The organism is Nocardia fusca NBRC 14340 (genome assembly GCF_001618425.1).
GTDB lineage: Bacteria > Actinomycetota > Actinomycetes > Mycobacteriales > Mycobacteriaceae > Nocardia > Nocardia fusca.
Genome location: NZ_BDCU01000036.1, coordinates 38,206 through 64,093, shown reverse-complemented (window position 1 = coordinate 64,093; position 25,888 = coordinate 38,206). Strand labels below are relative to the sequence as shown.

The window sequence follows — 25,888 nt, the reverse complement described above, 5'->3', positions numbered from 1 at the left end:
CCGGTTCCGGTTCCGGTGCCGGTTCCGGTGCCGGCCGGAGCCTCAAGACTGTTGGTGCCGTTGCCGTGGGTGCTGTTGCCGTGGGTGCTGGTCTCTACGCCATCGACGCTTTTTCGGACTCGAACTCGAGTTCCGGTTCGGAGGGTGCGGATTCGGGTTCGGAGGGCTCGGGTACGGAGGGCTCGGGTTCGGAGGGTTCGGGTTCGGGTTCGGGTTCGGAGGGTGCGGATTCGGGTTCGGAGGGTTCGAGCTCGGGTACGGAGGGCTCGGGTTCGGAGGGTTCGAGTTCGGGTTCGGAGCGGCCGGGATCGGATTCGCCAGTTGCTCCGGCTGCGGGTTCGCCGGTTGCTGCTTCGGCCCCGGGTTTCCAAGCTGCTGGGGCGAATTCCGGCTCGTGGGGTGCCGTGGCGGGGTCGAGTCCTGCGGGCGCCGCCGGTACAGGTTCTACCGGTACCGATCGCGGTCCCGGTGCAGACACAGGTGTCGCCTCGGACACCGGCTCCGGCGACCGCTCGTCGGACGACACAGCGGCGGAGATCTCCCGCACGCACGACAACGCGCCGTCTCCGGGCAGTATCGGGATGGACCCGCCGTCCTCGGCTGTTCCGCCTGCTGGGGGGCCGCAATTCGATCCTTCCAGTCTGCTGCTTCCCCTGATGATGTCGAACTTCCAGGATCCCGGCCTCGCCGATACCGGTCCGGACGCGGACCAGGAATACGATCACGACCGGCATCGCGATTCCGGCCCGCAGCAGGGAGGTCCGCCCGCCGCTCCGCAGCCCGTTCAACCGGCGATCAACACACTGCCGGTCCAGCCGATGCCTGGTGAGGCGACAACGGCGGCGGATCCCGGACCGCAGGATGACGCGAACGCACCGCGGACGACGGCTCCGACCGTCGAAAAGGCGCCGGACGAGGACGGACGTATCCCGTATACCCATACCGGGGACGGCGTCACCGAGCGGGTATGGCCGAGTGTCGCTGACGCTTATGAAGCGGCGTACAGCAACAAGGAAGGTACCGATGGAAAGGCCGCCTACACCGGTACCGATGCCGAGTGGCTCGACGAGAAAGAATTGGAACCGGTCGACCCGAGCGATCTGGCGAGCGGTGACCTCATCACCTTCGACGACGGATCGGCCGTGGTACGGGTGCAACCTGAAGAAGGCGATCCGGAAGGTGGCATCGTAGAAGTCATCATCAAGGGCGAGTTGACGCCGATCGCGGAGGTGATGGCCGATGGCGCCGGTGAACTCGGCCGGTTCGCCGGTTTCCGGCGTCCGCCCGGTATCGCACCGCCCGGGTCGACGGAGGGGAGCGCCGGTGTCACCGAGCAGAGGTCGCCGGGTGCGGAGTCCGGTGACGCGACGGTGCCCGTCTGATCGGGAACCGGCTCCGCCGGCCGATTGCCCGTACCATCGCGGGATCGCCGGAACTCGTACGGCTCGGTGGAACACAGATCTCACACCGCAGTGCGATCGATTCTCATACCACGGGATTACCCGCGGCGAGAAAACGGTCGATAGCCTCGGTTGGAACGAAACCCGCACCCGTTTCCGCAGACCGAGCGGCGCCGGCCGGATAAGCTCTCCGGCAGAAATCGACCGGCGGGTACCCAAGCCGAGCGCAGGTGGCGTCTCCGGCTCATCTCCCAGGAAGCTCCTCTATGACGATTCCGGCCCTGAATCCCGATCTTTCTCCCCGGTCATCGGGCCGACGTGGCAACGGCGGTGATTACGCTCGCTTGCTGCGCCGGATCTCCGACGCGGGCCTGATGAACCCGCGTCCCTTCTACTACGCGGTCCGGTTCGGTCTCGTCGGGGCCGCGTTCGTGATCGGCTGGGCGGCATTCATCCTCGTCGGCGACTCGTGGTGGACGCTCGCGGTGGCGGCGTTCATGGCTGTGACGTTCGCTCAGGTCGCACTCGTCATGCACGATGTGGCACACCGTCAGGTCTTCCGGCAACGGCGGCTCACGGAAATCGTGGGCCGAGTCGTCGGCAACGCCGGGGTAGGCCTGGCCTACGGCTGGTGGCAGGACAAACACACCCGGCATCACGCGAACCCGAACCATGAGGAACTCGACCCCGATGTCGCGCCCGACATTCTGATCTGGTCACAACGGCAGGCCATGGCCAGTCGAGGTCTGCCCCGTCTCATCGGTAGGGCGCAGGCGTATCTGTTCTTCCCGCTGTTGCTGCTGGAGGGTCTGAACCTTCATGTGGCGGGGGTACGAGCGCTCGGCAAGCGATCGATCAAACATCGTGTTCTGGAAGGCGCGCTGCTCTTCGGTCACTTCGCCGGCTACTTGGTCACCGTGTTCGCGGTTCTGCCCGCGAGCACAGCCTTCGCGTTCGTCGCTGTCCATCAGGCGCTGTTCGGCCTGTACATGGGTTGCGCCTTCGCCCCCAACCACAAGGGTATGCCGACGCTGACCGGGAAGAGCCGTCCCGACTTCCTCCGTCGGCAGGTGCTGACCTCCCGGAACGTGCGGGGCGGCGTACTGACCGATGTCGCCCTGGGTGGGCTCAACTATCAGATCGAGCACCACTTGTTCCCGAGCATGCCGACGCCGAATTTGCGGCATGCCCAAGTGATCGTTCGCGACTACTGCTCGGAGATCGGCGTTCCATACCATGAGACAGGGCTGTTCGCTTCTTATCGGGAGGCGCTGAGGCACCTGCACCATGTCGGCACACCCCTACGCACTGCCGAGTGAACCGGCAGCTCTGCGGTCGATCCGGGATGCGGCTCGAGTACATCTCGAGCCGCTCGCTCGAAGCCGTGAGTACTCTCGATCTCAGGTGACCGCCGACCGGAGCGAATATCCCGGATCGCCGCATAGCGCCGCTACCTCTTCGACGAAATGGGCTCGTCCAGGTCCCTTGTCTCGTCGACGTCGACAGAACCTCGATCGGATCCTGCCTTGCGGTGGCCGGTTCAGTAATAGGTACCGGCGAGCATGCCCAGCATGTTCAGGAAGATAATGTATTTCAGGAAGCCAGGCATAGCGAACTCTTTCGTTTGTCGGTCCCAGTCGTCGATCGGCGTCCACTACGGAACACCGTTCGAGTCCCGCGCATCACTTCGATCACATGCGCCGCTTCGTCTTTCGGCGACGCTGCCGATTTCGTTACACCGCCCGCCACCGGCACTTCCAGTGGGCCCGAAGCGCGCGCGTCCGTTCACTCACCTCTGAGGCGGAACCGGGGGGTGACGGCCGAGGCGGGACGAGTTCGTCGACCTCTGCCCGTGTTCGGGTCGTCGGTGGGGTACGCGTAGGTCGCGGAGGGGGAAAGCCGTAGCCGCCCGGCTGCCGATCCGTGTGGTGGATACCATGCCCCGGCCGGCGACTCGGCCTTCCTCGGGCGGACCGGCGTCGAGTATCCGTGGCAATTCATCGACCTACCGGTAGATGCGCAGTGTCCTCGTCTTCGGATAGTACGTATCCCGGCAGAATAACGGATGGCCTACCGGAATGTACGCGAGTGGTAGGTATGGGACTACCGCTCCGGCGACATCGGAAATTCGAACAGAAATCGCACCTCCTGACGTTCCTTCCTCGCTTTGTTCGGAAATTGTAAATTCCACAGCAGGGGCAGGTCGGAAGGTCGGCTGAATAATTCCGGCGATCCACCGGGAGCGGCGGGCGGGGAGGGGCCCGGAGCGGAACAGGTACGACGACACAGGCTCGTTCGCTATTCGCTGAAAGGGCCTGGTTGTAGGTGCAACCTGCGCAGATGAGCCCAGTAGCGCCGTGGCCCCCACCGGGCCGGCCGGGTCTGTGAGCGTGCGGTCCGACGCCGAGCTCCCGGTTGCGGACAGCTACGCGCGCGTATTCTCTTTACATTCTCTGTAGTTGAAGAAGCACTGCGACGCGGTTAGCGTGGATTTGCTGGGGGCAATCCGACGCGGTATTCGATCAAACGCTTTACCGCCGGTCGGCAGTCGAAACTCGGCCTGAATCGGCGGCCGTGGTCGAACCGGAGAGATGCAGTGATGAGCTCGAGGGTAGTACCGGCGATTCGGGTTCGGAAGGTGGTGCCGGCGATTCGGGTTCAGCGGGTGCTGTGGCCGATCCGGCCTACATGGGGCTCGGTGGTGCGGTTCCCGCCGGTGTCGAGCAGGGATCAGCACTCGGTTCCGCCCCCGCACCAACATCTGACCCCGGCGTCGGCGACTCATCTGGTGGAGTTTCGGAAGAGAACTCCCATCCCGAGAGCAGCTCGCCGTCCCGAGCAAGCTCGGGAACAGACCGAACCGCCCCTGGGGTTCCGCTCAGCGGAGGACAAGGACTCGATCCGGCCGGTCTGCTGCTGCCGTTGCTGCTGTCGAACCTGCCGGATTCCGGGCCGGCCGATCCCGGGCCGACCGATCCCGCCCCGGACGAAAGCAGCGAGAACGATCCCGGCCGGCCTCACGATTCCGCGCCAGGAACGCAGTTCACCCCTGTGCGCCGCCACCTGCGCAACAGGCGGTCACCGCGCAGTCCCCCCAGCCATCGGCCGACGAATCACCGGTGACGGATCCACGACGGCAGGCCGGTGAGACCGCACCGCGGTCGGCTGCGCCTTCCTCTCCCGCAGCGGCGCGAGGCGACCGCCGCAGCGTTGTGTACACCCACGCTGGAGACGGCGTCACCGAGACAGTGTCGGCGAGCGTCGCCGACGCCTACGAAAAGGCGTACAGCAACAAGAGCACGACCGACGCGAAGGCTGCCTACGCCGGTACGGATGCCGAGTGGACCGACGAAAAGGCACTTGAACCGGTCGACCCGAACGATCTGATGAGTGGCGATGTCATCACGTTCGACAACGGATCGGCGATGGTGCGGGTTCAGAAGAAGGAAGGCGACCCGGAAGGTGGGGACGTAGATGTCATCATCAAGGGCGAGCTGACACCCATCGGAGCTGTTATCGCGGAGGGTGCGGAAGGGCTCGGAGGGTTCGCCGGTTTCGTGCACCCACCCGGCATCGAACTGCCCGCGCCCGAGGAGCTGGGTCCAGGAGCGTCCGTGCCGATGACGGGTGACCCGCCTGGCGATACAACCGTGCCTGCCTGAGCGGAAGGCGGAGGTGCTGCCCGCTGGTGCGGGCAGTGCGACCTCGGCGTACCCGGTGAACAAGCGCATCTGATCCCGAGCGCCCGGGACGGGCGTAGCAGGTCATACCGAACCGGCACCGGTGTTGCTGAGCCGGGGCCGGTTGGGCAGCTGTTTCACAGGGGCAGCAGATGATGTTTGCGCGGGTAACGGATGACCTTCTTGTCGCGGAGCAGATGCAGGGCCCGCCGGAGCTCCAGCCGGGTGGCCGACGGCTCGATCACGCTATCGATGTAGCCGCGTTCGGCCGCGATCCACGGGGTCGCGACGGTCGCGTTGTAGAAGTCGATCATCTGCTGCCGCAGCGCGGCGCGCTGATCCTCGGGGGTCGCGTCGAGGACCTTGCGCTGGGTCAGGCCCACCGCGCTCTCGGCCCCCATGACCGCGATACGCGCGGTCGGCCAGGCCAGGTAGATATCGCAGCCGAGAGCTTTGGCGCCCATGACCGCCCACCCGCCGCCGTAGGCCTTGCGGACCACCACGGTCACCTTGGGGACGGTGGCCTCCACATAGGCGAACAGGAACCGGCCGCCGCGCTTGATGACGCCCACCTTCTCCTGTTCTACGCCGGGCAGGAAGCCGGGGGTGTCGACCACCAGCACCAGTGGGATCTCGAAGGCGTTGCAGATATGGATGAAATGCGCGGCCTTGTCGCCGGCCTTGGCGTCGAGCGCGCCCGCCAGCACGGTCGGCTGGTTGGCGACCACACCCACCGGGTGACCGTCGACGCGGGCGAAACCGGTGATCAGGTTCTTGGTGGCGGCCGCACCGATCTCGTGGAACTCGCCGTCGTCGAAGATACGCAACAGCACGTCGTGCATATCGTAGACCGCGTTGTCCGAGTCGGGGACCAGCGTGTTCAGCGCCAGATCGGATTCGGTGACCTCCGGCTCCAGTCCGGGGTTCACGATCGGCGGCAGTTCGACAGCGCTCGACGGCAGGTAGCTCAGGTAGTTGCGGACCCACGCGAAGGCCGCCGCCTCGTCCTCGGCCACATGGTGGATATTGCCGTAGGCGGCCTGGTTGTACGCACCGCCCAGCTCCTCCATGTCCACCTTCTCGCCGATGGCGTCCTCGATGATCTTGGGCCCGGTGACGAACATGTGCGCGCTCTTCGTGGCGACCACGACATCGGTGCAGATCGGCTGGTAGACCGCGCCGGCCGCGCAGTTACCCAGGATCAGCGAGACCATCGGTACCGCCCCCGAGAGCGGTTCCATCTTGGTCGCCAACTCGCCGTACCAGCGCAGCGACGTCACGGCCTCCTGGACGCGCGCGCCGCCCGAATCGTTGATACCGACCAGCGGACAGCCCATGCGCCCCGCCAGGTCCATGATCGCGGCGACCTTGCGGCCGAACATCTCGCCGATGGTGCCGCCGTACACGGTCTGGTCATGGGAGAACACCGCGACGGGCCGGCCGTCCACCAGGCCACGCCCGGTGACCACCCCGTCTCCGTAGAGGGCGTCCTTGTCCGCCGGGTTTCGCACGAGAGCACCGATCTCCACGAAGGTGCCCGGGTCCAGCAGCATCTCGATGCGGTCGCGGGCGGACGGTATGCCCTTACGTGCTCGTTTGGCGGCTCCCGCCTCTCCGGCCGGCTCCTGCGCGAGCTCGAGTTTCTTACGCAGGTCGGCCAGTTTTTCGGCGGTAGAGGTCATCGGGTACATCCTCATTTCTCAGCAGGAATACCGCACCGTGATCGGGGGTGGGTGTCACCGTACCCGGACTCTCTGTGGTGCGGGTTTGTGAGCTCTCACCGATGTCGGCCCGGTCGGGCGCCGGACGCCGGTGCGCGGGAGCGAGCAGATCACGCCCGGCGCGGGATCACGAGGCCGGATTCGTAGGCCAGGACCACCAATTGGGCCCGGTCGCGGGCGTGAAGTTTGGTCATGGCCCGGTTGACGTGGGTTTTGGCGGTCAGCGGGCTGATCACCAGGTGGGCGGCTATCTCATTGTTCGAAAGGCCGCGCGCGACGAGGACGACCACCTCCCGCTCCCGGGCGGTCAGCTCGGTCGTTCCGGCGATCACCTCCGGGGCCGGCGGCCGGCTGACGTACCGGTCGATCAGCTTGCGCGTGATCGACGGCGCGAGCAGCGCGTCACCGCGGGCCGCGACCCGGACGGCGTGCAGGAAGTCCTCCGGGTGGATGTCCTTGACCAGGAATCCGGCCGCGCCCGCGCGCAGGGCGTCGAAGACGTGCTCGTCGAGACCGTAGTTGGTCAGGATCACCACGTGCACCCCGGCCAGGGCCGGGTCCGCGGCGATACGCCGGGTCGCCTCGATGCCGTCCACGACCGGCATCTGGATGTCCACCAGCGCGATATCGGGCCGGTGTGCGCGAGCCAGCTCGACGCCCCGCGCGCCATCGGCCGCCTCGGCCACGACCTCGATATCGTCTTCCAGCTCGAGCAGCGCCCGGAAACCGCTGCGGATCAGCGGCTGGTCGTCGATCAGCAGGACACGGATCACGGCGTCCGCTCCACGGGCAGTTCGGCTCGGACGGTGAAACCGCCCTCGCTGCGGGGCGCGGCGTGTAACCGGCCGCCGAGGGCGGTGACCCGTTCACGCATCCCCAGCAGTCCGACACCCGGCTCGGCCGTTATGTCCGGCGTGGCTCGACCGTCGTCGTCCACCCGGATCATTACAGCGTCCGGGCGGTAATCGATACGGACTGTCGCGGTCCCGGCGGCGGAGTGCCGGGTGATGTTGGTCAGCGACTCCTGGACGATGCGGTACGCGGTCCGGTCCACGGCCACCGGCAGAGTGTCGCGCCGCCCGGCAACCGTCAATGTCGTATCCAGACCGGTGGCGCGGACCCGGTCCACCAGCTCCGCGACATGATCGAGTCCGTACGACGGTGGGCGGTCGTCCCGCAGGACCGCCAGGGTGGCCCGCAGCTCCCGGGATGCCTCGCGACCGGCCTCCAGGATCGCCGACAGCGCATCGGGCACCTGCTCGCCGCGCCGGCGGGCCGAGTGGACGGCTACCTCGGCCTGTACTTTGATCACCGAAATCTGGTGGGTCAGCGAATCGTGCAGCTCCCGCGCGATATGCAATCGCTCTTCGTCGGCCCGGCGCCGCGCGGTCTCCTCCCGGGTACGTTCGGCCTCGTCGGCGCGCCGCTCGGCCTGCCGCAAGGCTTCGCCCGCCGCGCCCGCGGCGACCAGCCACGCCAACTGCAGCACGTCCCGGGACTCCATGAGGGCCTCGCTCACGAGCAGTCCGCGCGGCGAAACCAGCAGCGCCACGGGCATGGCCGCCACCATGACCACCGATCCCGCCACGGCCGCCACCCAGCGCCCGGCGCGGACCGCCGCGTACACGGCGACCAGGAACGCGACCGCGGGTACGTCCACCCCGAGGGCCGAATACGCCAACGCGGTCGACCCAGTCACGGCCAGCACGGCAACCGGCGCCCGGCCGGTGGCGCCCGGTGCCAGCCCGCCGACGACGAGCAGCACCCAGCCGACCGGCGGCCCGGACAACCCGGAGACCAGCTGGAACACCGCGATACCCGCGGCGATCGCCCAGTTCCGGAGCCTTTCCATTCATGCACCCTAGCCCGATGTTCGCGCGGGGAAGTCGTGCACGGCGATGATCACCGGCTACTGCGGACGCAGTACTCCCGCCGCTACCTACGCCCCCGGCGGCAACCGGAATGCCTCCGTGCGCACGATGACCGGAGGCGCATTCGGCGGCGACGATGGCCCACATATCGGTCGTCGGAGAAGGAGGACGTCATGTCCGTTCGTCAGCTACTCGTCACCTCGGAGATCCTGGCGCAGTCGGACGCCTCCGGGTTGACCACCGGACGTCTATGGTCCCTGGTGGGTGTTGCGGTGGGACTCGTGGGTGTGGTGATCGGCGCCCGCGCCGTCATCCGCCGCGCCGGACGCCGCTCGGCGGTCGTCGCACTCGTGGCCGGGTCGGCCGGTCTGGTGCTCGGTGGGCTGGTCGTCCTCGCCGCCGAAGGCGGGCCCGGCACCGGATACGGGATCGTCGGCGGCTTCCTCGCCCTGACCATCGGATCGGTGGCCGCGGTCCTCGGTGCGTTCGCGCTGTGGCGGAATCGGCTCTCGCCCACCACCTCCGGGAATGGCGGATGAGGACGCAGCGGACGCTCGGTGTCGCTCACCAGCGCCGGGTCTCGCGGAGGAGCAGCCAGACCAGGTACGCGCCACCGAGGCAGACGGTGACGGCACCCACCGGGAGGGTTACGTCGGGAATCGCGTGCTGTGCCACCAGGTCCGCCGCCGACATGAGCCACCGGTGAGCGCGGCGCCGAGAATCGGCCAGCGGGTTTCAGGTCAGGCCCGCGATGAGCGCCTCATCGCGGGCGGTAGTCGGCGACGAGCCATTCGTCGCCGACGCGCTGCACACCGACGGTCACCAGGGTGGGTGCGCCGACCGGTTCCGGATGCCGGACGTTGCGGGTCTGCTGGGTAGCGAAAACGGTGACGATGTAGTTGTCCGCGTCGACGGCCTCGACCGCGGTGCTCACGACCTCGCCCTGGGCGACGACCTCGGCCTCGGTCATGACTTTCGCGAGTGTGTCGCCGACGGTGTCGTAACGGTGGGCGAACGCGGCCGTCGTTCCCTGCCGGACACCGGCGAAAAAAGCGTCGAGGCTGCGGAAGTCGTAGGTCAGCGAACGTTTCGTGTAGTCGGCGGCGACGGCGGCCACCCGGTCGCGATCGGTGATGCGGCCGCGTAGGTCGTCGAGCTCGTGCTGGGCGGAGTACCAGCGCCAGCCGAGAAGTGCCGCCAGGACGACGAACGCGACCGCGGCGAGTCCCCACGCCGATACGGTGGCCAACGAACCGGGTGCGCGCTGTTCATCGAGTTTCCGCTGTTCGCCGGTCTGCGAGGTATCGCTCACCGAGGGTCCTCACTCACTACGGGAGTGCCGGTGCGGCACGGGTAGTCGCCGATAGGGGAGGGCCTGGATTCGATCCGGCCCGGTCGGGTGTGCTTCATCGGCACACCGCCCGTTGCTGCGTTCCGGCGACGCCGGCCGGAGCCACCGGCCAGGTCGGACAGGTGGCCGCGGATTCCGCGCTTCCTCCCGGCTGGTCCGAGTTCAAGCCGTTGATCAGTTCCGGCTTCAGCGACAGGACCTCCACGAGCTGGTCGGGGCGAGAAGCGAGTACGCGCAACTGCTCGTGCAGCGCCGGGTAGGCGTCTTCGGAAAGAGATTCCGGCTCGGCGAGGAGTCCGCCTTCCGAATCCAGGCTCGAATCCTCCGCGAACAGCGAGTTCACCAGTTTCGCGGCGTCGTCGAACAGCCCTACCAGGGCGGCGATCCCCTCGATCAGTACGCCGACCTGTTCGGCGATACCGCCGACCTCGGTGGCGATCTTCCCCAGATTGTGAATGAACACCGCCACGGCCGCGTGCTCGTTCGTCGCGTACTGGAGCAGGTCGCCCAGCGCCGTCAGTACCGGTCCGATACCCGCACCGTCGCCCTGGAGGACCCGGCCCACGTTCTCCGCCACCCGACCCAGCTCCTCGATGTCGAGCGCGGTGAACAATGGCCGGAATCCGTCGAACAGCCGCGAGACGTCGACACTCGGCGTGGTCCGCTCGCGCGGAATCGTGGCCCCGGAGGCGAGCACGGTCCCTCCTGGGCCGGACTCGAACAGTTCCAGGTAGTACTGCCCGAGCAGGCTCTGATAGCGGACCGCGGCGTGCGTGGTGTCCCGGACCGTCCGGTCGTGGCCCAGGGTGAACCCCACCCGGGCCGTGGCGTCGTCGGCGACATCGATCGTGGTGACCGTTCCGATCCGGGCTCCGGCCAGCTGGACACCGCTGCCGGCGGTGAGCCCGGAGGTATCGCTGAAGACGGCCGCGTATTCGGTGTCGACCTCGGTGGCCGGTCCACGCGCGGAGGTCATGACCAGGCTCAGGCAACACACTGCGACAACACCGAAGACGGACAACCCGATCGCGGGGCCACGCACGGAGGACATCGGACTCCTTCTGGGAAGTCGGCCGGCCATACGATGTGCGGCGCGGTGCCGGCGACGATTCGAGCTGCGCTCGAGCCGGTCGGCCGACCGGGGACGCCGCGACGACGAGGCGGTCCCGCAGTTCCGGTGGCCGGTGACAGGCAAGGGCGACCGAACCCTATGGCACGACCGGTGGCAGACCCAGGTCCAGAATCATGGCGAGCATTTCTCGGTGAAGCGAGATCGGCTGCCGCCGACCAGCTCTCGGCACGAGCTCGCCGGCCGGACGAGCCGAGGGCCTACGGGCCGTCCGCGACGACCTGCAGGTGCGCGACCCGACACTCTAATCGGCGCGGCCCGACACTCGTTCCACCACCACGAGCGGAATCTCCCGTTCGGTCTGCTGCTGATGTGCGGCCATATGTGGGAACCGGTCTGCCAGCATCGCGAACAGCCGCTCCCGCTCGGCCCCCGCGGCGGTGTGCGCGGTACCGGTGAACAGATCGATACCCGCCGGGGTGGGCCGCTCCACGATGACCTGCGGCTCGGCGACCAGATTCCGGTACCACGCCGGGTGTTCGGCGGCGGCCATATTGGACGCCCACAACACGATTCGATCGTCACCGTCGGTCAGGTACCCGAGCGGCACGATATGTTGCCGTCCGCTACTCCTGCCGACGGTGGTCAGTAGAACGAGGTCGGATCCCTTCAGCATCCCCTCCATCGTGATCGTTCCGCCTCCGGCGCGGAAATTCTCGACCACGGACCGATTGAACGCACGCATATCATTCGGCAACGACATCTGCGGAATATTAGTCGCCGCACTCCGTCGCGCCCGGCCGGGAACGGTTCGGTACCGCACACTGCACTCCAGTTCTCGAATGCATCCGGTCGGGTCCTGGGGGAGTACTCGGGTGGGTCCGGCCATCGTCGGGATCAACTCGCCGGGCGTGCCCGATCCGAGGCAACGTTCCGGTTCGCCTCCTGGAAGTCGGCGATGGCCCCGCCGTGGTCCCGCGCCCAGCTCGTCAGGACCTCGATGGGCTCGACCAGGGTCCCCCCGAGGTCGGTGAGGCTGTACACGACCCGCCGTGGCGCTTCGGCATGACGTTCGACCAGACCGTACTGCTGGAGTCGGCGCAGCGTCTGGGTGAGGACCTTGCGGGAGATGCCGCCGATGAGGTCGACGAGCTCCCCGTGCCTGCGAGGTTGCCGGCTGAGCCCGAAGAGCACGAGCACGGCCCACTTGTCGGAGATGATCTCGACCGCCAGGCGGGTGGGGCAGTCGGCCAGGAAGGCCGGTGCGGCGGTGTTCTGCATGGAATTCGAAGGTACCAGGAGGTAACGCACGGCTCCGTAGCGTTCTGGTACAGCGCATTCAGCGCTGGATACGGAGGAATCACCATGTCACGAGTCGTTGTGTTCGACCGGTTCGGCGGTCCGGATGTCCTGCGCATCGTCGAGGAACCGGTCGTCGAGCCCGCAGCCGGCGAGGTACGGGTCAGGGTCGAAGCGTTCGCCGTCAATCCGCTCGACCTGATGATGCGTTCCGGCAGTATGCCCGCGACCGTGGCCCTGCCGCACGCCCGCCTCGGCGTCGAAGGAACCGGCCTCGTCGACGCGGTGGGCCCCGAGATCACCGGGCTGGAGGCCGGTGATCCGGTCATCCTGACGGCCGTTCCGGACGCGAGTGTCCGGGGTAGCTACGCCGAATACACCACGGTCCCCGCGAGCCGGGTACTCGCCCGGCCCGCCGGGCTCGGCGTCGCGGAGGCGGCGGCGATCTGGGTCGCGTACTCCACGGCCTACGGCGCGCTCGTCGAGAAGGCGAGGATGCGTCCCGGCGACCATGTCCTCGTCACTGCCGCGTCCGGTGGTGTCGGCCGGGCGGCGATGCAGATCGCGAATCAGATCGGCGCCGTGCCCCTGGCGGTCACTCGGCATGCCGCGAAGACCGACGATTTGATCGCCGCCGGCGCCGCCGCTGTCATCGCCACCGACCGGGTGGGCATCGCCGAAGCCGTCCGTCACCACACCGGCGGGGCCGGCGCCGATATCGTCCTCGACCTCGTCATGGGCCCCGGCCAGCAGGATCTCCTGGCGGCGGCCCGCCCCGGCGCGACGCTGGTCGCCGCGGGCTTCCTGGATCCGCGGCCGACACCCTTCCCGGACGGCACGTCGCTCACGATCCACGGCTACCGGAGTTTCGAGCACACCCTCGACACCGTGGTGGTACGGCGTATGGCGGCCTTCATGAACGCCGGTGTACGCCTCGGCGCACTGCGTCCCGCCATCGACGAGGTGTTCGGCCTCGACGACGTCGTGGCGGCGCACCGGCACTTCGAGAAGGGAATCCATGCCGGGAAGGTCGTCGTCACGGTCTAGCCGGTCGGTCCGGGTGCGTCGCCGCGCACGACGGCACCGCCGGGACGACCGGTCCGAGTCACCGGATATCGGCCGGTCGCTCGGGAATGTCGAACAGACGTGGTCACGACGATCGTGGCGGCGATCCCGACGGCTGCCGCGGCGAGGTAAGCCGTTGCCGCCCAGCCGAACCGGTCGACGGCTGCCGCGCCGGCGGCGGACCCGAGGCTTCCGCCGACGAAGTACACCAGCATGTAGGCGCTGTTGAACCGCGCCGGAGCGGCAGGGTCGATCGATAGTACGGTGCTCTGATTCGCCACCTGTGCGGCGAAGAGCCCCGCATCGAAAAGGGCCAGGCAGGCCAGTGTCACGAGGGTGTCGGTGAGGGTGGATGCCGCGACGGTCGCGGCCGTTCCGGCCAGCGCCAGCCCCGCCAGAACGACGCGCGTGGCGCCCACCCGGTCGGCCCAGGCGCCGGCGAGCCGGGCTGCCGGTATACCCGCCAGCCCGGCCGCCGCGTAGAGGCCGATCTGCTCCGCGGAGTAGGAGAACGGCGGCTTCGCGAGGGCGACCGCGAGCCCGGCCCACACCGCGCAGAACGCGAAGAACCACATCGCGCCGCATATCGCCGTGACCCGGAGCTCGGGGTATCGCACGAACAGCCCGGGGAGCGAGCGCAGAGTCGCTCCATAGCCGCGCTCACCGGCACCCCGCGCACCCGGCAGCACCACCGCACAGGATGCCGCGAATACGGCACAGAACGCGGCGAACACCAGAACCATGCCCCGCCAGCCCATTTCGTCGGCCAGCCACCCACCGGCGATCCGGCCGGCGAGGATCCCCACCGATATTCCGGCGGTCACGATTCCCAGGATCGTCGCGCGCCGACGCGGCGGAGCGAATCGTCCGGCCACGGAACTGAGGCCCGCGCCCACTGCCGAGCATGCTCCGACCACACCGGTCACCATCCCCAGTCGCCACACATCGTCCACCGCCGCACATACCGCCAGCGCTCCTGCCAGGACGGCGAACTGGATCGCCAGAACCCGTCCCGGTGGGAAGCGGTCCACCAGCGGGACGAGCAGGCCGAGACCCGCCAGGTAACCGGCGGGCCCGCACGCGAGCGCGAGTCCGACCGCGGCGATCTGCGAGTTCAGCGATTGCGCCACATCCGCGATCGCGGGTTGCAGTGGATAGATCGTGGAGGTGCCGAGTGCGGCCGCGACGGACATGAACAGGACGACGGAACCGCGTAGGCGATCGCCGGCATCCGGCCCTGCGGAAGGATCAGTATTCACACCGGCCGACAGTAGGAAGTGGCAGGTCCTGGCGCTGGCGGGATCGCGACATCACCGTCTCGCGGTCCGGTGTGCACCGGATCCGCCTCTGTTGATCGTCGGTTCGTGCCGACGGGGGAGGCCGCCCAGTGCGTCGGACGCGGACACACCCTCGGCAAGGTCGCCTCGACCGTCGGCGACCCCGGCGCCGCGGAGCTTCTGCCGGGAAAGTACCGAAAAGTATTGACCTAAACATTTGTTTAGGTTTCAAGATGGTCTCACGTGAACTTCACAGCTTCAGGAGATCGACATGAGCATCGCGACCACACTCGCCGGCACTGCCGCCCGTATCCCCGCACTGAATCGTCCCGTCGCCCTCTTCGGCGCGATCGGCGCCGCCCTCGTGGCCAACCTGGTCGTCTGGCTGATCGGCGCGGCCGCCGGTGGCACATTCGAGATGACCGACGCGGGCCGGGTGCAGAGTGTCGCCCCCGGCGGAATCATCATGCTGACCGTGGTCCCGATGCTGATCGGGCTGGGCGCGGCCGTACTGCTGTCCTACAAGTGGATCGGTGTGCTGCGCGTCGCCGCGGTGATCGGTTCGGTGCTCGCCGTCGCCACCATCGGCATGACCGTGAATGCCGACTTCGACACCGCGTCCACGGTGGCGCTGTCGATCACGCACTTGACCCTGGTCCCCGCCCTCGTCGTCGCCACCGAGGGTTTGCGCCGCAAGCTGACCCACGGGTGACATGCGCGGACGAGAAGGGCCTGCATCCATCGGGTGCAGGCCCTTCTCTCGCCTGTACCGATGAGTTCCGGGGACGCCCCTCGTCGATGTCTCTGGATATGTCGGAAGAGGTCTCGCGGCCCACGGCACCGCGAGCGCGTTCTACGTCAGCGTTCTCTGGTGTTCCTGCCGGTAGGCGATATGTTCGTTGCTGCGCCCTTCGCGAAGCTTCCGGACCCACTCCGGGTCGGCGAGCAGGGCGCGGCCGAGTGCGACGAGATCGAATTCGCCGTTTGCGTGCTGCTTCAGGAGTCGTTCGATACCGGTGACGTTGGAATCTCCCCTGCCGGTGAAGGAGGTGGTGAACACCTCGTCGAGACCGACGGAACCGACGGTGATCGTAGGCAGCCCGGTGATCTTCTTGGTCCACCCGGCCAGCCCCAGCTTGCCATCCGTGCCGGACAATTCGGGGAAGGCCGGTTCCCAGTGCCTGCGCGTGGACGGGTGTAGAACGTCGACCCCCGCCCGGACGAGCGGGGCGAGCACGCGGGCGAGTTCGTCGGGTGTCGCCGCGATACGTGCGTTGTAGTCACTGGATTTCCATTGCGAGTACCGGTACACGATCGCCAGGTCGGGGCCGACGGCTTCGCGGATCGCCGCGACGACCTCGGCCGGAAAGCGAACGCGGGCCTCGAGCGTGCCGCCGTAGTCGTCGGAGCGGAGATTGGTTCGGTCCCAGAGGAATTGATCGAGCAGGTAGCCGTGTGCACCGTGCAGTTCGATGCCGTCGAATCCGGTGGCCTTCGCGTTGACGGCGGCGCCGACCCAGGCGTCACGCAATGCCTCGAGGTCGGACGCGGTCAGTGCACGTCCGGATGCGGTGCCGTCGAGGCCGAAGCCGGACGGGCTGACGGATTCGATCTCGGGATTCAGCTCCGGTTTGTCACCGCGGCCGACCCCGAGATGCCACAGCTGCGGGATTATCTGCCCGCCCTCCGCGTGCACGGCGTCGACCACCGCTTTCCAGCCGGCGAGGCTCTGTTCCCCGTAGTGGCGCGGCACCGAGGTATGGGGCCCTGCTGCCGGGTCGGGGATGTAAGTGCCCTCGGTGATGATCAGTCCGACACCGCCCGCGGCGCGCCGCCGATAGTATTCGGCGACGTCCACGGTGGGGATTCCGTCCGGCGAGAACATCCGGGTCATCGGCGCCATCGCGAATCGATTGCGCAGGTGTAACGACCTCACCTCGAACGGTTCGAACAGGCCGTCCACGAGCTGCGATGTATCGGTCACAAGCGGATGCAACGTCGGCCCGTTCGACGGCTATTCCGTCGTGTGACATCGATCCTTGCCCGGTCCCGGCTCAGGACAGGCGGGCTGTTCCTCGCGTGCGGTGATGACCGGGACCGTGAGACCGGCCCGCTCGGCCCACGCACTGCAGCTCCTCGCCGCGAAGATCCCTCCCACACGCACCGGTCGATTCCCAGTTTCTGCCGCCGAGTGAAGTGGCGCCCTCGGGCCGGTCGGTGGCGCTGCGAGGCCTGCGGCCGAGGAGTCCGCGGGCTGCGGGTTCCACCGGCCGACTCCGCCGGACTGGCTTTTTATTTTTTCTGACGTATGGTCGAGGTCGGTCGGATGGAACTTCGGAAAAGGAGCGACAGTGGCTGATAAATCGCGCGGGAAATTGTTGAAAAAACCGTCGTCGACCCTCGGGCAGCGCCGGGCAGTGAAGCGTGAGCGGCAGGAGCAGTCGAGGGTGATCGTGCGAAAGAAGAAGCGCTGAAGCGGTTCTCATCTCGACGGAGGTCCCGGCCATCCTGGTGGTGGATAGGATTCGGGCTGGAACACTTGTCGGCTCGTCCTCCGCCGAATGGTAAGGCGAGAGGGTTTGTTTTTCCGTCATCGCTCGTATCCGGAACCTTTCGGATAATTTCTGTCACTGAGCATACGCGTAACAGTTCACGGCGATGAGCCGTGCAATTTTATAATTCGGGAGTAATCATGCCTGCACCAGGAATAGCGGACCGAAGAAACGAGGGAGAGTCGAAGTTCGGCACCGCCGAGATCAAGGCTCGGATCGAGGCGCTGTTCGACGCCCGAACATCTCACGCACACAAAGACAGGTACGACAACCATGATCGCGACGAAAAGGAACCCTAGGAGCAGGGCGTATGCGCGGCATCGGCGCAGCGCGTTCCGCTCGTCCCCGGATCAGGATGTCGGCCGTGAATTCCTTGTTCGGCGGGTCCCCCGGCGGTCGGGTGGGCCTCCGGTGGCTCCTGCGGGAGACGAAGGCACGAACCTGCGAAAATCGGATGTGCGAGAGGACTACCGCGATGGCGACCGCCCTCGCCGCCCGCCGCCTCCTCATCGTGTGTGATGCCGGGCGCGCCTCCCCGGCCGAGCGAAAACGCGCGATCCGGTGGGTTCGCGAAGTAGCGCACCGGATCGGCTATGAATGCTCGATCAACGGCCTGCACGATCTCGGCACCTCGTACCTCGTTCTGGTCGCCGATACCCCGGTCGGCGACGCGGCCCGGTCGGTCGCCGACCGATGTCGGCGCGGGGGAAGTGCGATGAGCTGATTCAGGTGGTCCGTCGGCGTGGCCCGACCGCCGATCAGGAGGCGCCGCGGCAGATTCCGGCGGACTCCGCCACGCTCAGCCAATCGGGGAACTCGCCGAGCAGCCGGTTGTAGAGGTCGGCATCGGTCACCGTGTCGATATCGTCGACGGAGAAGAAGCCGGCGTTGTCGACCCGGCGCCCGGTCATCGTGTCCAGAGTGTGCAGGAGTCCGTAGTCGGCGTGGCCGAGCCCGATGAACTGCCAGAACGCGGGGAGCGCGGAGGCTTCGCGCATGAGCGCGGTGATCTTCGCCTTCTCCCGGAACCCGCCGTCGGTGAAGAACAAGACCAATGTCGGATGCCGATGGCGATTCACCGAGGCGATGATCTCGCGCATGACGGGCAGCTCGTTGTTGGAGCCACCGATCTCCGCGTAGTCGATACCGCCGTGGCGGCCACGCAGATGCAGGTATTCGGCCGACCACGCATCGGCGCCGTCCACTGTGATAGCGGGCAGTCTGGCGTAGTCGGCGGCATAGAGGTAGGGCTCGATGTGGCCGTCGTCGTCGAGTTGTATCGCGATCGGGATCATACGTTCGACGACCCGTTGGACCGTTCCGGCGCTGTAGAGACGTCGCATACTGCCCGTCTTGTCGAGGACCAGCACGACCCGCGCGCGAACGCCGCAGACTCCCTTGCCGACAAGTACTTTGGCGACCTCGCGCTTACGCAGGTCGAGCTTGGCGCGCTTCTCCAGCGACAGCGTCTCTTCCCCACGGGCCGTCCGGATCTCGGCGGCGGGTGCCGGTGAGGTTCGGTTGGGGCCGCCGCTCCCCGGGCGCTCCTCGTGCACATCGATTCCGTGATCTGTTGCCAATTCCGCAAGGCCGCCCGCGTATCCCTGGCCGACGGCCCGGATATGATCTGTTGCCGGTCGCGGCCCACTCCGCGACTGCTTTCGTCCACCGTAGGGATGAGCGGCTTCACCGACCGGGATCGTGACGGTTACCGTCGCCGGGTGGGTGAGCAGAAGGCCGCCCGGCGTCGCAGTGAGATCAGGGCCGGGCAGCGGGCGGTGAACAGTCCGAAGATCGAGTGATGGTCGCTCTGCTCGAGTCGGATGGTGGCGCGGTGCGCGCAGGGTCGGAAGATGCAGAAATGTTGCCGACTATGGGTTCAGGACGATCTTGCCGACGTGTTCCCGGCGCGCGAGTCGTTCTTGCGACCGCCGCGATCCGGCCGGCGAAAATCGGCGCCTCGGACGCGCGGGAAATCGGTCGGGCCGCGTCGGCCCGACCGTGCCCGCGGGTCTCCCGGGCGGCCGTAGGCGCCCTCGCGGGTCCACGGGTCGGTGTTGTCCAGTGCTACGGCGCTCACCCGGACCAGCACCTCACCAGTCGGTGATCGGTCTCGGGCGTAATCGGTGTCTCGTAACGCTCGCCGCCGTGGCGGATGCCCGGGGTCACCGCGGCCGGGGCGTGACCGTATCCAGGTGCTCACGGTCCCAGCCGGCGGTGTCGGCGGCGGCATCGTAGGTGGACCGGAGGAACTCCAGCAGGGTGGCTTCGGGCTCGTCGGCGGTGCGCACGGCCTCGTAGGGCAGCAGGAACTCGTGGACGGAGGCGTCGTAGTAGCCGGCCCGCGGCCGGATCGGTGTGTCCGCGTACCCGTCGGGCTCGGGATAGGCGTAGGCGTAGAAACTGCCCTCGGCCGAGCCGCCGGGCCAGAAGCCGGAGCTGGCCAGTTCGTGTGAGTAGCCTTCGACCATGACCCAGTCGGCGCAGTTCGGGGCGCCGCCCGGATGTGGTGGGGCGGTGCGCCCGGAGAAGCGGGTATAGGCCAGGTCCATCGCACCCCAGAAGAAATGCACGGGGCTGGCCTTGCCGGAGAACTCCCCGCGGAACCGGTTCAGGACGCGATCGGCGGCCATCAGCTGGCGCCAGAACGTATTGGCGTGGTCCCGGTTGTAGGCGGCATGTGTGGTGTCCTCGGCGAACGGAATCGCGCGTTCCACCTCGACCGGTCGCGCCAGGATCGTGATGTCGATACCCACCGCGTCCAGCGCTGCCATCACCTCTTCGTAGAACGCGGCCACCGTCTGGGGCTCCAGATTGATCCGGTGCCGTGCGCCGGTGCAGGAGCGGATGATCAGCTCGTGGTCGATGAAGTCGAATTCGATATCGAACATCCCGCGGTCGTAGGGGATCGCCGAGGTGGTCAAACCGCGTGCGGAGATATAGAGGGTGACCTGCCACCAGTGGTTGACCATCGGGGCGCGGGCCAAGCGGAGTTTGCCGACGATCTGCATCCACATGTGCAGTGTGTCGCGGGTATCGGCCCAGTCGTCCACCCGCAGGGCCGGCCAGACTTCGTTCGACGTGGTGCGCATATCCGTCCCTTCGGCTCGGTGGACCCGGGGATCGGGGCGGGCGGCGGTGTGTCAGGCTTCGGCCATCGGCCTCTCCCCGCGCAGCACGACACCGAGGCGCTCCGGGAACACGGCGAACACATGATCCAGCTGGCCGGGCGACATCATCCGGTCCAGCGCGGAGGTGACGCAGCCGGCGGTGAACGAGACATCGCCCGCCGAGATCCCGGCGCGCTCCGCGAACTCGTCGACGAACTCGGCGACGCCGTGGTTTCCCGGTACCCGGCTCGGTACCCATCCCTCGTACCAGATACCGCGCAGGAAATCGGGTAGTTGGGCGGTGAGATGGGCGGAATTGGGCACACCTATCCGGTCCCGGACGGTGTGCATCCAGGCGCGCAGCGCACGCAGCGCGAAGGTGAGATCTTCGGTACCCAGATCGTCGGCGACGGCCCGCAACCAGGCGTGTGCGGTGTGCATGCCGGCGGCGAGGGGGTCATTGTGATGCGTCATTGGTGCACCTGCCTTCCGGTGGCCGGTCCGATGCGCGGTTCGATATCGTAATTCTACGGCGTAACCAGCGGGAACAGCAGGCTCGATTCGGTCTCCACGGCCGCCCGGAGACAGCACCGCGCCGGCGACTTCCACCAGATCGGGGGGGAGTGCCGTTACGATCCGGGGCCGGCGAGCCATAAGTGCGCGCGGACCGACCCGCCGGTGACGGTGCGAAACGTAATGAATACGAGGCGATGCACGATCATCAATGCATGACGATCGCACGGAAATTGGCCACGACAGCAGCTACCGGACTCGTCGGTGCGGCGATGGCCGTGACAGCGCCGGGCGTCGCCGCCGCGGCCGATCCCTGCCAGCTCGGGGTGTCGAATGTCGGTCCACGCACATGCGCCATGACAGAGGTCCGCACGGCCCCGGCATGGACGGTGGGCAACGGTATCTGTGTCGGTATGCTGAGTGCCGCCGGAGTCGCCTACGACGGCCCCCTGGACCGGTACCACGTCTTTCCGGGCACTGCACATTCCATAGAACTGCGGATCACGCAGGGCTTCTCCCCACTGGGCAATTGGGCACCGGCCATCCTGGCGTGTGACGTCACAGCGATCGTCGACTGGCGCAACCTCGACACCGGCCGGAGCGGCTCGGTGAGCCAGTTCATCCCCGCCGGCAACACGAGTTCCCGGCCGTTCTATGTGCACGTGGACTCGGGCCCGGGGCGGGTCGCGCTCACCGTGCGCACCGACCGTCCGAGCGTTCCGGCAACGGCCGAAGTATTCGTCCCCTGACCGCACCATTCGTGATCTCGGGCGGTCGATAGACCGGCCCCCGCGGAAACCGCCGGGGCACCGAGGAAGGACGCCGACCGGGTCTTGCAGGTGACGTAACGTCATATGTCAGGCTCGCTGTCATGCCTGCTCGGGACGCATCGGAATGGATCGCCGTGGGTGACGTCGCGCGCCGGTGCGAGACCACCGTGCGCACGCTGCAGTACTACGACCGGATCGGGCTGTTGGTCGCGGAGCGGGACGACAGCGGACGCCGGCGCTACCGCCCGGAGCACCTGGATCGCCTTCGCCGGATCCAGCTGCTGACCAGTGCGGGGTTGCGGCTCGACGAGGTCGGCGCGGCGCTCGATCGGCAGGCCGGCCGGCCGCTGGTCGAGACCTACAGCGAACAGGTCCGGCTGCTCGAGATCGCGGAGCTGCGGTTGCGATGTCAGCGGACCGTGCTGGCCGCGGTGACGCAGATATTGCGGGAACATCCGGGCGCCCGGGTGCCGGCCGGGGTCGTGGCCGCCACCATGAGCCTCGACCGCACCCTGCTGCGCCACCCCGGTGTGGAAAATCCGGGCGCGCGTGCACCTGCCGGTCTCGAGATCGATGTGGAGCGGGTGATCACCACCTACTTCAACTGGAAGGCGCATGCCGTCCAGGCACTACTGCTCGTGGAAAACGAGGTGCCGGCCGATTCGCGCTCGGGTCGTCGCCTCGGCCGGGAATGGCAGGCGACCACGGAGTACGCGCTCCGGGATCAGCCCGCCGGAACCGGCGAACTGTACCGCGCGATGGAACGGTCCGATCACAGCTGGCCACCGGAAGACCGTGTGCTGCATCAGAAAACAAAGGATTTCCTCGACCGATGTCTACTCGTCGCACAGCAGAAATGACCGCGGACGCCTCCGATGGGCGTGCCGAAGACGAACCCGGCCGTGGCGCGGAACCCACTGCCGGAGCAGCCGGTGACGAGGGAGCCCGGTCGACCGGCCGACCACGGTCGCGGTTCCGCAGAGCACTGCTGGTCGTCGCCCTCATCGTCGCCGCGGCGATTCTGGCCTGGCTCATCCTGCGGGACACCGCGCCGGTGGGCCATTTCGACTCGGCCGGCGACAAGGCCCGCTACCTGGGGGCGTACCACGAGGCGATGCGGGAGATGCCCGAACCGGAGCGCGTCCTCGACGTGCGGACCGGCTACGGGATCGTGCGGGTGTACCGATACGCCGGCCCGGAGGGGACCGGCGAGCGGAAACCGTTCCTACTGCTTCCCGGCACACGATCGGGCGCACCCGTATTCGCCGACAATATGCCGGGCCTGCTCGCTCAGCGTGCGGTGTACGCGCTGGACCTGCTGGGTGAACCCGGAATGAGCGTGCAGGACCGTCCGATCGAAACCCACGCCGATCAAGCCCGCTGGCTGCACGAAGTCCTGCTCGCGTTGCCCGAACCGGGGTTCCACCTGCTCGGACTCTCGATCGGCGGCTGGACCGCGGCCAACCTCGCCATCCACGAACCCGAAAAGGTCGCGAGCCTGATCCTGGTCGAGCCGGTGCAGACATTCGCCGGCCTCTCCACAGAGTTGCTGGTGCGGTCGCTTTCGGCGAGCGTCAGCTGGTTCCCGAAGTCGTGGCGGGACGATTTCAACAGCTGGAGCGCCGGTGGCGCCCCGGTCGAGGACGTCCCCGTCGCCCGGATGATCGAGGCCGGAATGTCCTCGTACACAATGAAACTACCGACACCGAATCTGATCGGCCCGGAGCGGCTTCGAGCCTTGGAGATGCCGGTGCTGGCGATTATCGCCGGCGACTCGCCGATGCACGACAGCGGTGCTGCCGCCCGGACCGCCCGGGAGAACCTGCGCCACGGCACGGTGAAGGTCTATCCCGGCGCATCCCACGCGATCAACGGCGAACAACCGGAACGGATAGCCGCCGATATCGAGGAGTTCCTCGCCGGCCAGGCCTCGTACGAGCCATGACAGAGTTCCGGACGGCCCCGGCGCGTTGTCAGATGCGCTGCCACGTCGGTTCCGCGATATCGGGGAGTGCGCCCAGTAATGCCGCCAGCTTCGTCAATTGCGCGGGGCGCCGCGCGGAACGCCAGATCAGCGCCATTCTGGACTCCTCGTCGAATCCGGTGACGCGCACATAGCGCAGGTCGGCGCGCTGGTTGCGCTCGGCCACGGGACGACAGGTCAACATCGCGTACCGACCGGTCGCGGCCAGAGTCATCCCCTCCTGGAGGGTCGCCACGCGGGCCGTACCGGCAATCTTTTTCCCGAGCGGCGTGAAGCGCGGGAAGTGCACATCCCGCCAATACCACGGCGCGGGCCCGTCCACCGATACGAGGTCCACGTCCGCCAGCGCTTCGGCATCGATATGCTCCGTTCGTGCCAGCGGATGACCGTGGCTCACGGCCAGCATCCGCGGCGCAGGTGGGAATGCGAACCCGACCGAGAGCCCCGGCTCCCGAACCGGGAGCAACGCGACGGCGGCATCGATATCCCCGGCCAGTAGCGCACCGAACGGGTCACCGAGCGGTAGCTCCCGGAGCGACAGAGCCACGCCCGGGTTCTCCTGAGTGAATCGGGCCAGTGTCCAGGTGATCGTCTCGTAGGCAAGGCCCTGGAAACCGATCCGGATGGGCGCGGCTCGCCCGGCCTCCTGCCGAGCGCCGTCGACCAGCTCGATCAGCCGGGTATAAGCGGGCCGCACCCGGTCTACGAACTCCGCCCCGCTCTCGGTGAGCGCCACCCGGCGGCTGGTGCGTTCCACGAGCTGTGTCCCGATCTTGCGTTCCAGGGCGGCGACGAGCTGGCTGACCCGGCTCTGGGATACCCGCAGCCGCTGTGCTGTCCGGCCGAAGTGCAGTTCCTCGGCCAGTACGAGCAGACATTCCAGCTCGCGGGCGGGAAGGTCCGGCATCCCGCTCCCTCCGTCGCGGCGATCGATGAGTTCAGCTGATCGAACAATGAGCTGATCACTGTTGTTCCGACCCACCGGGCATCCTTGACTGGATTCATGTCCACTGTGCGTGAATCACCAGCACCCGCGGCCGAACCCGGTGGCCGCTGGTCCTCGATCGCTGTCCTGGCCCTGTCCACATTTCTCGTTGTCACCTCGGAGATGCTGCCGGTCGGGGTGCTGACACCGATGTCCGAAGGGCTGGGCATCACGCCGGGAACAGCCGGGTTCAGTCTGGCCGTCACCGGGGTCGTGGCCGCACTGGCCGCTCCTTTCGTCTCTCGGACGATCGGCGGCGCGGATCGGCGCCACGTCCTGGTGGCGGCCGCGCTCGTGCTCGCCGCCGGAAATCTGATCACCGCGATCGCCCAGGGGTTCGCCGTGCTCGCGCTCGGCCGCGTGGTCGTCGGATTCGCCATGGCGACGGTGTGGGCGCTCGCGGCGGCGCTCGCCACCCGGCTGGTCGATGCTTCCCGGGCGGGACCGGCGGTATCGACGGTCGTCAGCGGCGTAGCGGTAGCGTCGGTTGTGGGTGTTCCCTTCGGTACCTTCCTCGGTGATATCGCTGGGTGGCGCAGCGCTTTCGGCCTACTCGCGCTGGCAGCTCTCGTGCTCGCCGCGGGGCTCGCCGCGCTCCTGCCCGCACTACCACCGAGGCAGGACGCTGGATCGGGTGAGCATTCCGGTTCTCTTCTGGCGATTCCGGCGGTGCGCCGTGGACTGATCGCGGTGACCCTCCTGGTTACCGCTCATTTCGCCGCTTACACCTACGTGCGGCCCGTGCTGGAGGAATTGTCAGGCATCCACGGTGCCGGTATCTCGCTGCTGCTCCTCGTCTACGGACTCTGCGGGATCGTCGCGAACTTCGCCGCGGGTGCGGCTGCCACGCGCCGCGTTCGGTCGACAGTGCTCGTTCTGGCGACCGGCATCACCGCCGCCCTGCTGGCGCTGCCGCTGGTGGGTACGGCCCCGATCAGCGCCGCGGTGGTACTGGTGCTGTGGGGGTTCTCCTACGGGGGAGTCTCGGTCTGCAGCCAGATCTGGGCCGTCCAGGCCGTGCCCGAACGGCGCGAGGCCGTCACCGGTCTTTTCGTCGGTGCCTTCACCGGCAGTATCGCGCTCGGATCCTTCCTCGGCGGCGTCATCCTCGACGGCGTCGGATCATCCGTGCTGCTCTGCGTCTCGGCGGGGGTGGCGGCCGCGGCCGCCCTGGTCACGGCGCCCGGCGGGGCCGTGGCTGCCCGATCCGGCGTTGCTGCCTGAGCCCGTCGACGCGGGTG

General features: G+C 67.6%; 27 protein-coding genes. 13 read left to right on the top strand and 14 right to left on the bottom strand.

All coding sequences use genetic code 11. The features are described from left to right. Nucleotides 1–656: 656 nt before the first annotated feature. From NF4_RS23565 to NF4_RS23555, 3 genes are all read left to right on the top strand, one after another. Nucleotides 657–1,382 carry a hypothetical protein gene (locus NF4_RS23565; protein ID WP_063129558.1) on the top strand — a complete coding sequence of 242 codons (726 nt, stop codon included), beginning with the start codon at nucleotides 657–659 and terminating at the stop codon, nucleotides 1,380–1,382. A 284-nt stretch (nucleotides 1,383–1,666) separates the two neighbouring features. Then, entirely contained in the window at nucleotides 1,667–2,719 is a 1,053-nt protein-coding gene (locus NF4_RS23560; protein WP_063129557.1) for a fatty acid desaturase family protein, read from the top strand. A gap of 1,929 nt (nucleotides 2,720–4,648) precedes the next feature. Beyond that, nucleotides 4,649–5,062 (top strand): hypothetical protein, encoded by a 414-nt coding sequence (locus NF4_RS23555; RefSeq protein ID WP_063129556.1) that lies wholly within the window; start codon nucleotides 4,649–4,651, stop codon nucleotides 5,060–5,062. A gap of 155 nt (nucleotides 5,063–5,217) precedes the next feature. On the opposite strand, the gene NF4_RS23550 is transcribed toward NF4_RS23555, so the two are convergent. From NF4_RS23550 to NF4_RS23540, 3 genes are all read right to left on the bottom strand, one after another. Beyond that, complete coding sequence (locus NF4_RS23550; protein ID WP_063129566.1) at nucleotides 5,218–6,762, bottom strand: acyl-CoA carboxylase subunit beta; 1,545 nt, start codon at nucleotides 6,760–6,762, stop codon at nucleotides 5,218–5,220. 149 nt (nucleotides 6,763–6,911) lie between these two features. Beyond that, complete coding sequence (locus tag NF4_RS23545) at nucleotides 6,912–7,574, bottom strand: response regulator (protein ID WP_063129555.1); 663 nt, start codon at nucleotides 7,572–7,574, stop codon at nucleotides 6,912–6,914. Continuing rightward, a complete protein-coding gene (locus NF4_RS23540) occupies nucleotides 7,571–8,653 on the bottom strand; it encodes a sensor histidine kinase (protein WP_063129554.1) in 1,083 nt (360 codons plus the stop codon). The genes NF4_RS23545 and NF4_RS23540 overlap by 4 nt, the downstream gene beginning before the upstream one ends. A gap of 192 nt (nucleotides 8,654–8,845) precedes the next feature. Between NF4_RS23540 and NF4_RS23535 the strand changes: the two genes are divergently transcribed. After that, the gene (locus tag NF4_RS23535; protein ID WP_063129553.1) at nucleotides 8,846–9,211 is read left to right on the top strand and encodes a DUF6223 family protein; all 366 of its coding nucleotides are present in this window, start codon (nucleotides 8,846–8,848) and stop codon (nucleotides 9,209–9,211) included. A gap of 25 nt (nucleotides 9,212–9,236) precedes the next feature. Here NF4_RS23535 and NF4_RS39835 read toward each other — a convergent pair whose 3' ends face one another. The 5 genes from NF4_RS39835 to NF4_RS23515 form a co-directional block, all read right to left on the bottom strand. Beyond that, a complete protein-coding gene (locus tag NF4_RS39835; RefSeq protein WP_269749648.1) occupies nucleotides 9,237–9,365 on the bottom strand; it encodes a hypothetical protein in 129 nt (42 codons plus the stop codon). A 67-nt stretch (nucleotides 9,366–9,432) separates the two neighbouring features. Next, nucleotides 9,433–9,984, bottom strand: a complete 552-nt coding sequence (locus tag NF4_RS23530) for a hypothetical protein (protein WP_063129552.1) — start codon at nucleotides 9,982–9,984, stop codon at nucleotides 9,433–9,435. A 94-nt stretch (nucleotides 9,985–10,078) separates the two neighbouring features. Then, a complete protein-coding gene (locus NF4_RS23525; RefSeq protein ID WP_198165441.1) occupies nucleotides 10,079–11,074 on the bottom strand; it encodes an MCE family protein in 996 nt (331 codons plus the stop codon). Nucleotides 11,075–11,396: 322 nt separating this feature from the next. Further along, nucleotides 11,397–11,855, bottom strand: coding sequence for a nitroreductase/quinone reductase family protein (locus NF4_RS23520; protein WP_063129550.1), 459 nt, complete (start codon nucleotides 11,853–11,855; stop codon nucleotides 11,397–11,399). Between the two features lie 134 nt (nucleotides 11,856–11,989). Further along, complete coding sequence (locus tag NF4_RS23515) at nucleotides 11,990–12,373, bottom strand: winged helix-turn-helix transcriptional regulator (RefSeq protein WP_063129549.1); 384 nt, start codon at nucleotides 12,371–12,373, stop codon at nucleotides 11,990–11,992. Nucleotides 12,374–12,457: 84 nt separating this feature from the next. Between NF4_RS23515 and NF4_RS23510 the strand changes: the two genes are divergently transcribed. Continuing rightward, nucleotides 12,458–13,438 carry a zinc-dependent alcohol dehydrogenase family protein gene (locus NF4_RS23510; protein WP_063129548.1) on the top strand — a complete coding sequence of 327 codons (981 nt, stop codon included), beginning with the start codon at nucleotides 12,458–12,460 and terminating at the stop codon, nucleotides 13,436–13,438. On the opposite strand, the gene NF4_RS23505 is transcribed toward NF4_RS23510, so the two are convergent. After that, nucleotides 13,435–14,715 carry an MFS transporter gene (locus NF4_RS23505; protein ID WP_232330616.1) on the bottom strand — a complete coding sequence of 427 codons (1,281 nt, stop codon included), beginning with the start codon at nucleotides 14,713–14,715 and terminating at the stop codon, nucleotides 13,435–13,437. The genes NF4_RS23510 and NF4_RS23505 overlap by 4 nt on opposite strands. 289 nt (nucleotides 14,716–15,004) lie before the next feature. Between NF4_RS23505 and NF4_RS23500 the strand changes: the two genes are divergently transcribed. Next, entirely contained in the window at nucleotides 15,005–15,445 is a 441-nt protein-coding gene (locus NF4_RS23500; RefSeq protein ID WP_063129547.1) for a DUF6069 family protein, read from the top strand. Nucleotides 15,446–15,586: 141 nt separating this feature from the next. On the opposite strand, the gene NF4_RS23495 is transcribed toward NF4_RS23500, so the two are convergent. After that, complete coding sequence (locus NF4_RS23495; protein ID WP_063129546.1) at nucleotides 15,587–16,717, bottom strand: NADH:flavin oxidoreductase; 1,131 nt, start codon at nucleotides 16,715–16,717, stop codon at nucleotides 15,587–15,589. 367 nt (nucleotides 16,718–17,084) lie between these two features. On the opposite strand from NF4_RS23495, the gene NF4_RS39830 reads away from it, so the two are divergent. Beyond that, nucleotides 17,085–17,207 (top strand): hypothetical protein, encoded by a 123-nt coding sequence (locus NF4_RS39830; RefSeq protein WP_269749647.1) that lies wholly within the window; start codon nucleotides 17,085–17,087, stop codon nucleotides 17,205–17,207. 553 nt (nucleotides 17,208–17,760) lie between these two features. Beyond that, nucleotides 17,761–18,009: a hypothetical protein gene (locus tag NF4_RS23490; protein WP_063129545.1), complete on the top strand. Its 249-nt coding sequence runs from the start codon at nucleotides 17,761–17,763 to the stop codon at nucleotides 18,007–18,009. 34 nt (nucleotides 18,010–18,043) lie between these two features. Here the strand turns inward: NF4_RS23490 and NF4_RS23485 are convergent, their stop codons facing one another. Then, nucleotides 18,044–18,841, bottom strand: a complete 798-nt coding sequence (locus tag NF4_RS23485; RefSeq protein ID WP_063129544.1) for a vWA domain-containing protein — start codon at nucleotides 18,839–18,841, stop codon at nucleotides 18,044–18,046. 120 nt (nucleotides 18,842–18,961) lie between these two features. On the opposite strand from NF4_RS23485, the gene NF4_RS39825 reads away from it, so the two are divergent. Continuing rightward, complete coding sequence (locus tag NF4_RS39825) at nucleotides 18,962–19,087, top strand: hypothetical protein (RefSeq protein ID WP_269749646.1); 126 nt, start codon at nucleotides 18,962–18,964, stop codon at nucleotides 19,085–19,087. A gap of 363 nt (nucleotides 19,088–19,450) precedes the next feature. Here the strand turns inward: NF4_RS39825 and NF4_RS23470 are convergent, their stop codons facing one another. Then, nucleotides 19,451–20,377 (bottom strand): DUF5996 family protein, encoded by a 927-nt coding sequence (locus NF4_RS23470; RefSeq protein ID WP_063129541.1) that lies wholly within the window; start codon nucleotides 20,375–20,377, stop codon nucleotides 19,451–19,453. A 51-nt stretch (nucleotides 20,378–20,428) separates the two neighbouring features. Continuing rightward, on the bottom strand, nucleotides 20,429–20,869 hold the full coding sequence (locus NF4_RS23465; RefSeq protein WP_063129540.1) for a DUF2267 domain-containing protein: 441 nt from the start codon (nucleotides 20,867–20,869) through the stop codon (nucleotides 20,429–20,431). A 254-nt stretch (nucleotides 20,870–21,123) separates the two neighbouring features. Here NF4_RS23465 and NF4_RS23460 point away from each other — a divergent pair, with 254 nt between their 5' ends. The 3 genes from NF4_RS23460 (at nucleotide 21,124) to NF4_RS23450 (ending at nucleotide 23,623) form a co-directional block, all read left to right on the top strand. Next, a complete protein-coding gene (locus NF4_RS23460) occupies nucleotides 21,124–21,657 on the top strand; it encodes a hypothetical protein (RefSeq protein ID WP_232330615.1) in 534 nt (177 codons plus the stop codon). A 122-nt stretch (nucleotides 21,658–21,779) separates the two neighbouring features. Further along, nucleotides 21,780–22,538 carry a MerR family transcriptional regulator gene (locus NF4_RS23455; RefSeq protein WP_084533376.1) on the top strand — a complete coding sequence of 253 codons (759 nt, stop codon included), beginning with the start codon at nucleotides 21,780–21,782 and terminating at the stop codon, nucleotides 22,536–22,538. After that, nucleotides 22,511–23,623, top strand: coding sequence for an alpha/beta fold hydrolase (locus NF4_RS23450; protein WP_232330614.1), 1,113 nt, complete (start codon nucleotides 22,511–22,513; stop codon nucleotides 23,621–23,623). The genes NF4_RS23455 and NF4_RS23450 overlap by 28 nt, the downstream gene beginning before the upstream one ends. Before the next feature lie 28 nt (nucleotides 23,624–23,651). Here the strand turns inward: NF4_RS23450 and NF4_RS23445 are convergent, their stop codons facing one another. Continuing rightward, entirely contained in the window at nucleotides 23,652–24,569 is a 918-nt protein-coding gene (locus NF4_RS23445; protein WP_063129538.1) for a LysR family transcriptional regulator, read from the bottom strand. A gap of 96 nt (nucleotides 24,570–24,665) precedes the next feature. On the opposite strand from NF4_RS23445, the gene NF4_RS23440 reads away from it, so the two are divergent. After that, complete coding sequence (locus NF4_RS23440) at nucleotides 24,666–25,871, top strand: MFS transporter (RefSeq protein WP_063129537.1); 1,206 nt, start codon at nucleotides 24,666–24,668, stop codon at nucleotides 25,869–25,871. The last annotated feature ends 17 nt before the right edge of the window (nucleotides 25,872–25,888 follow it).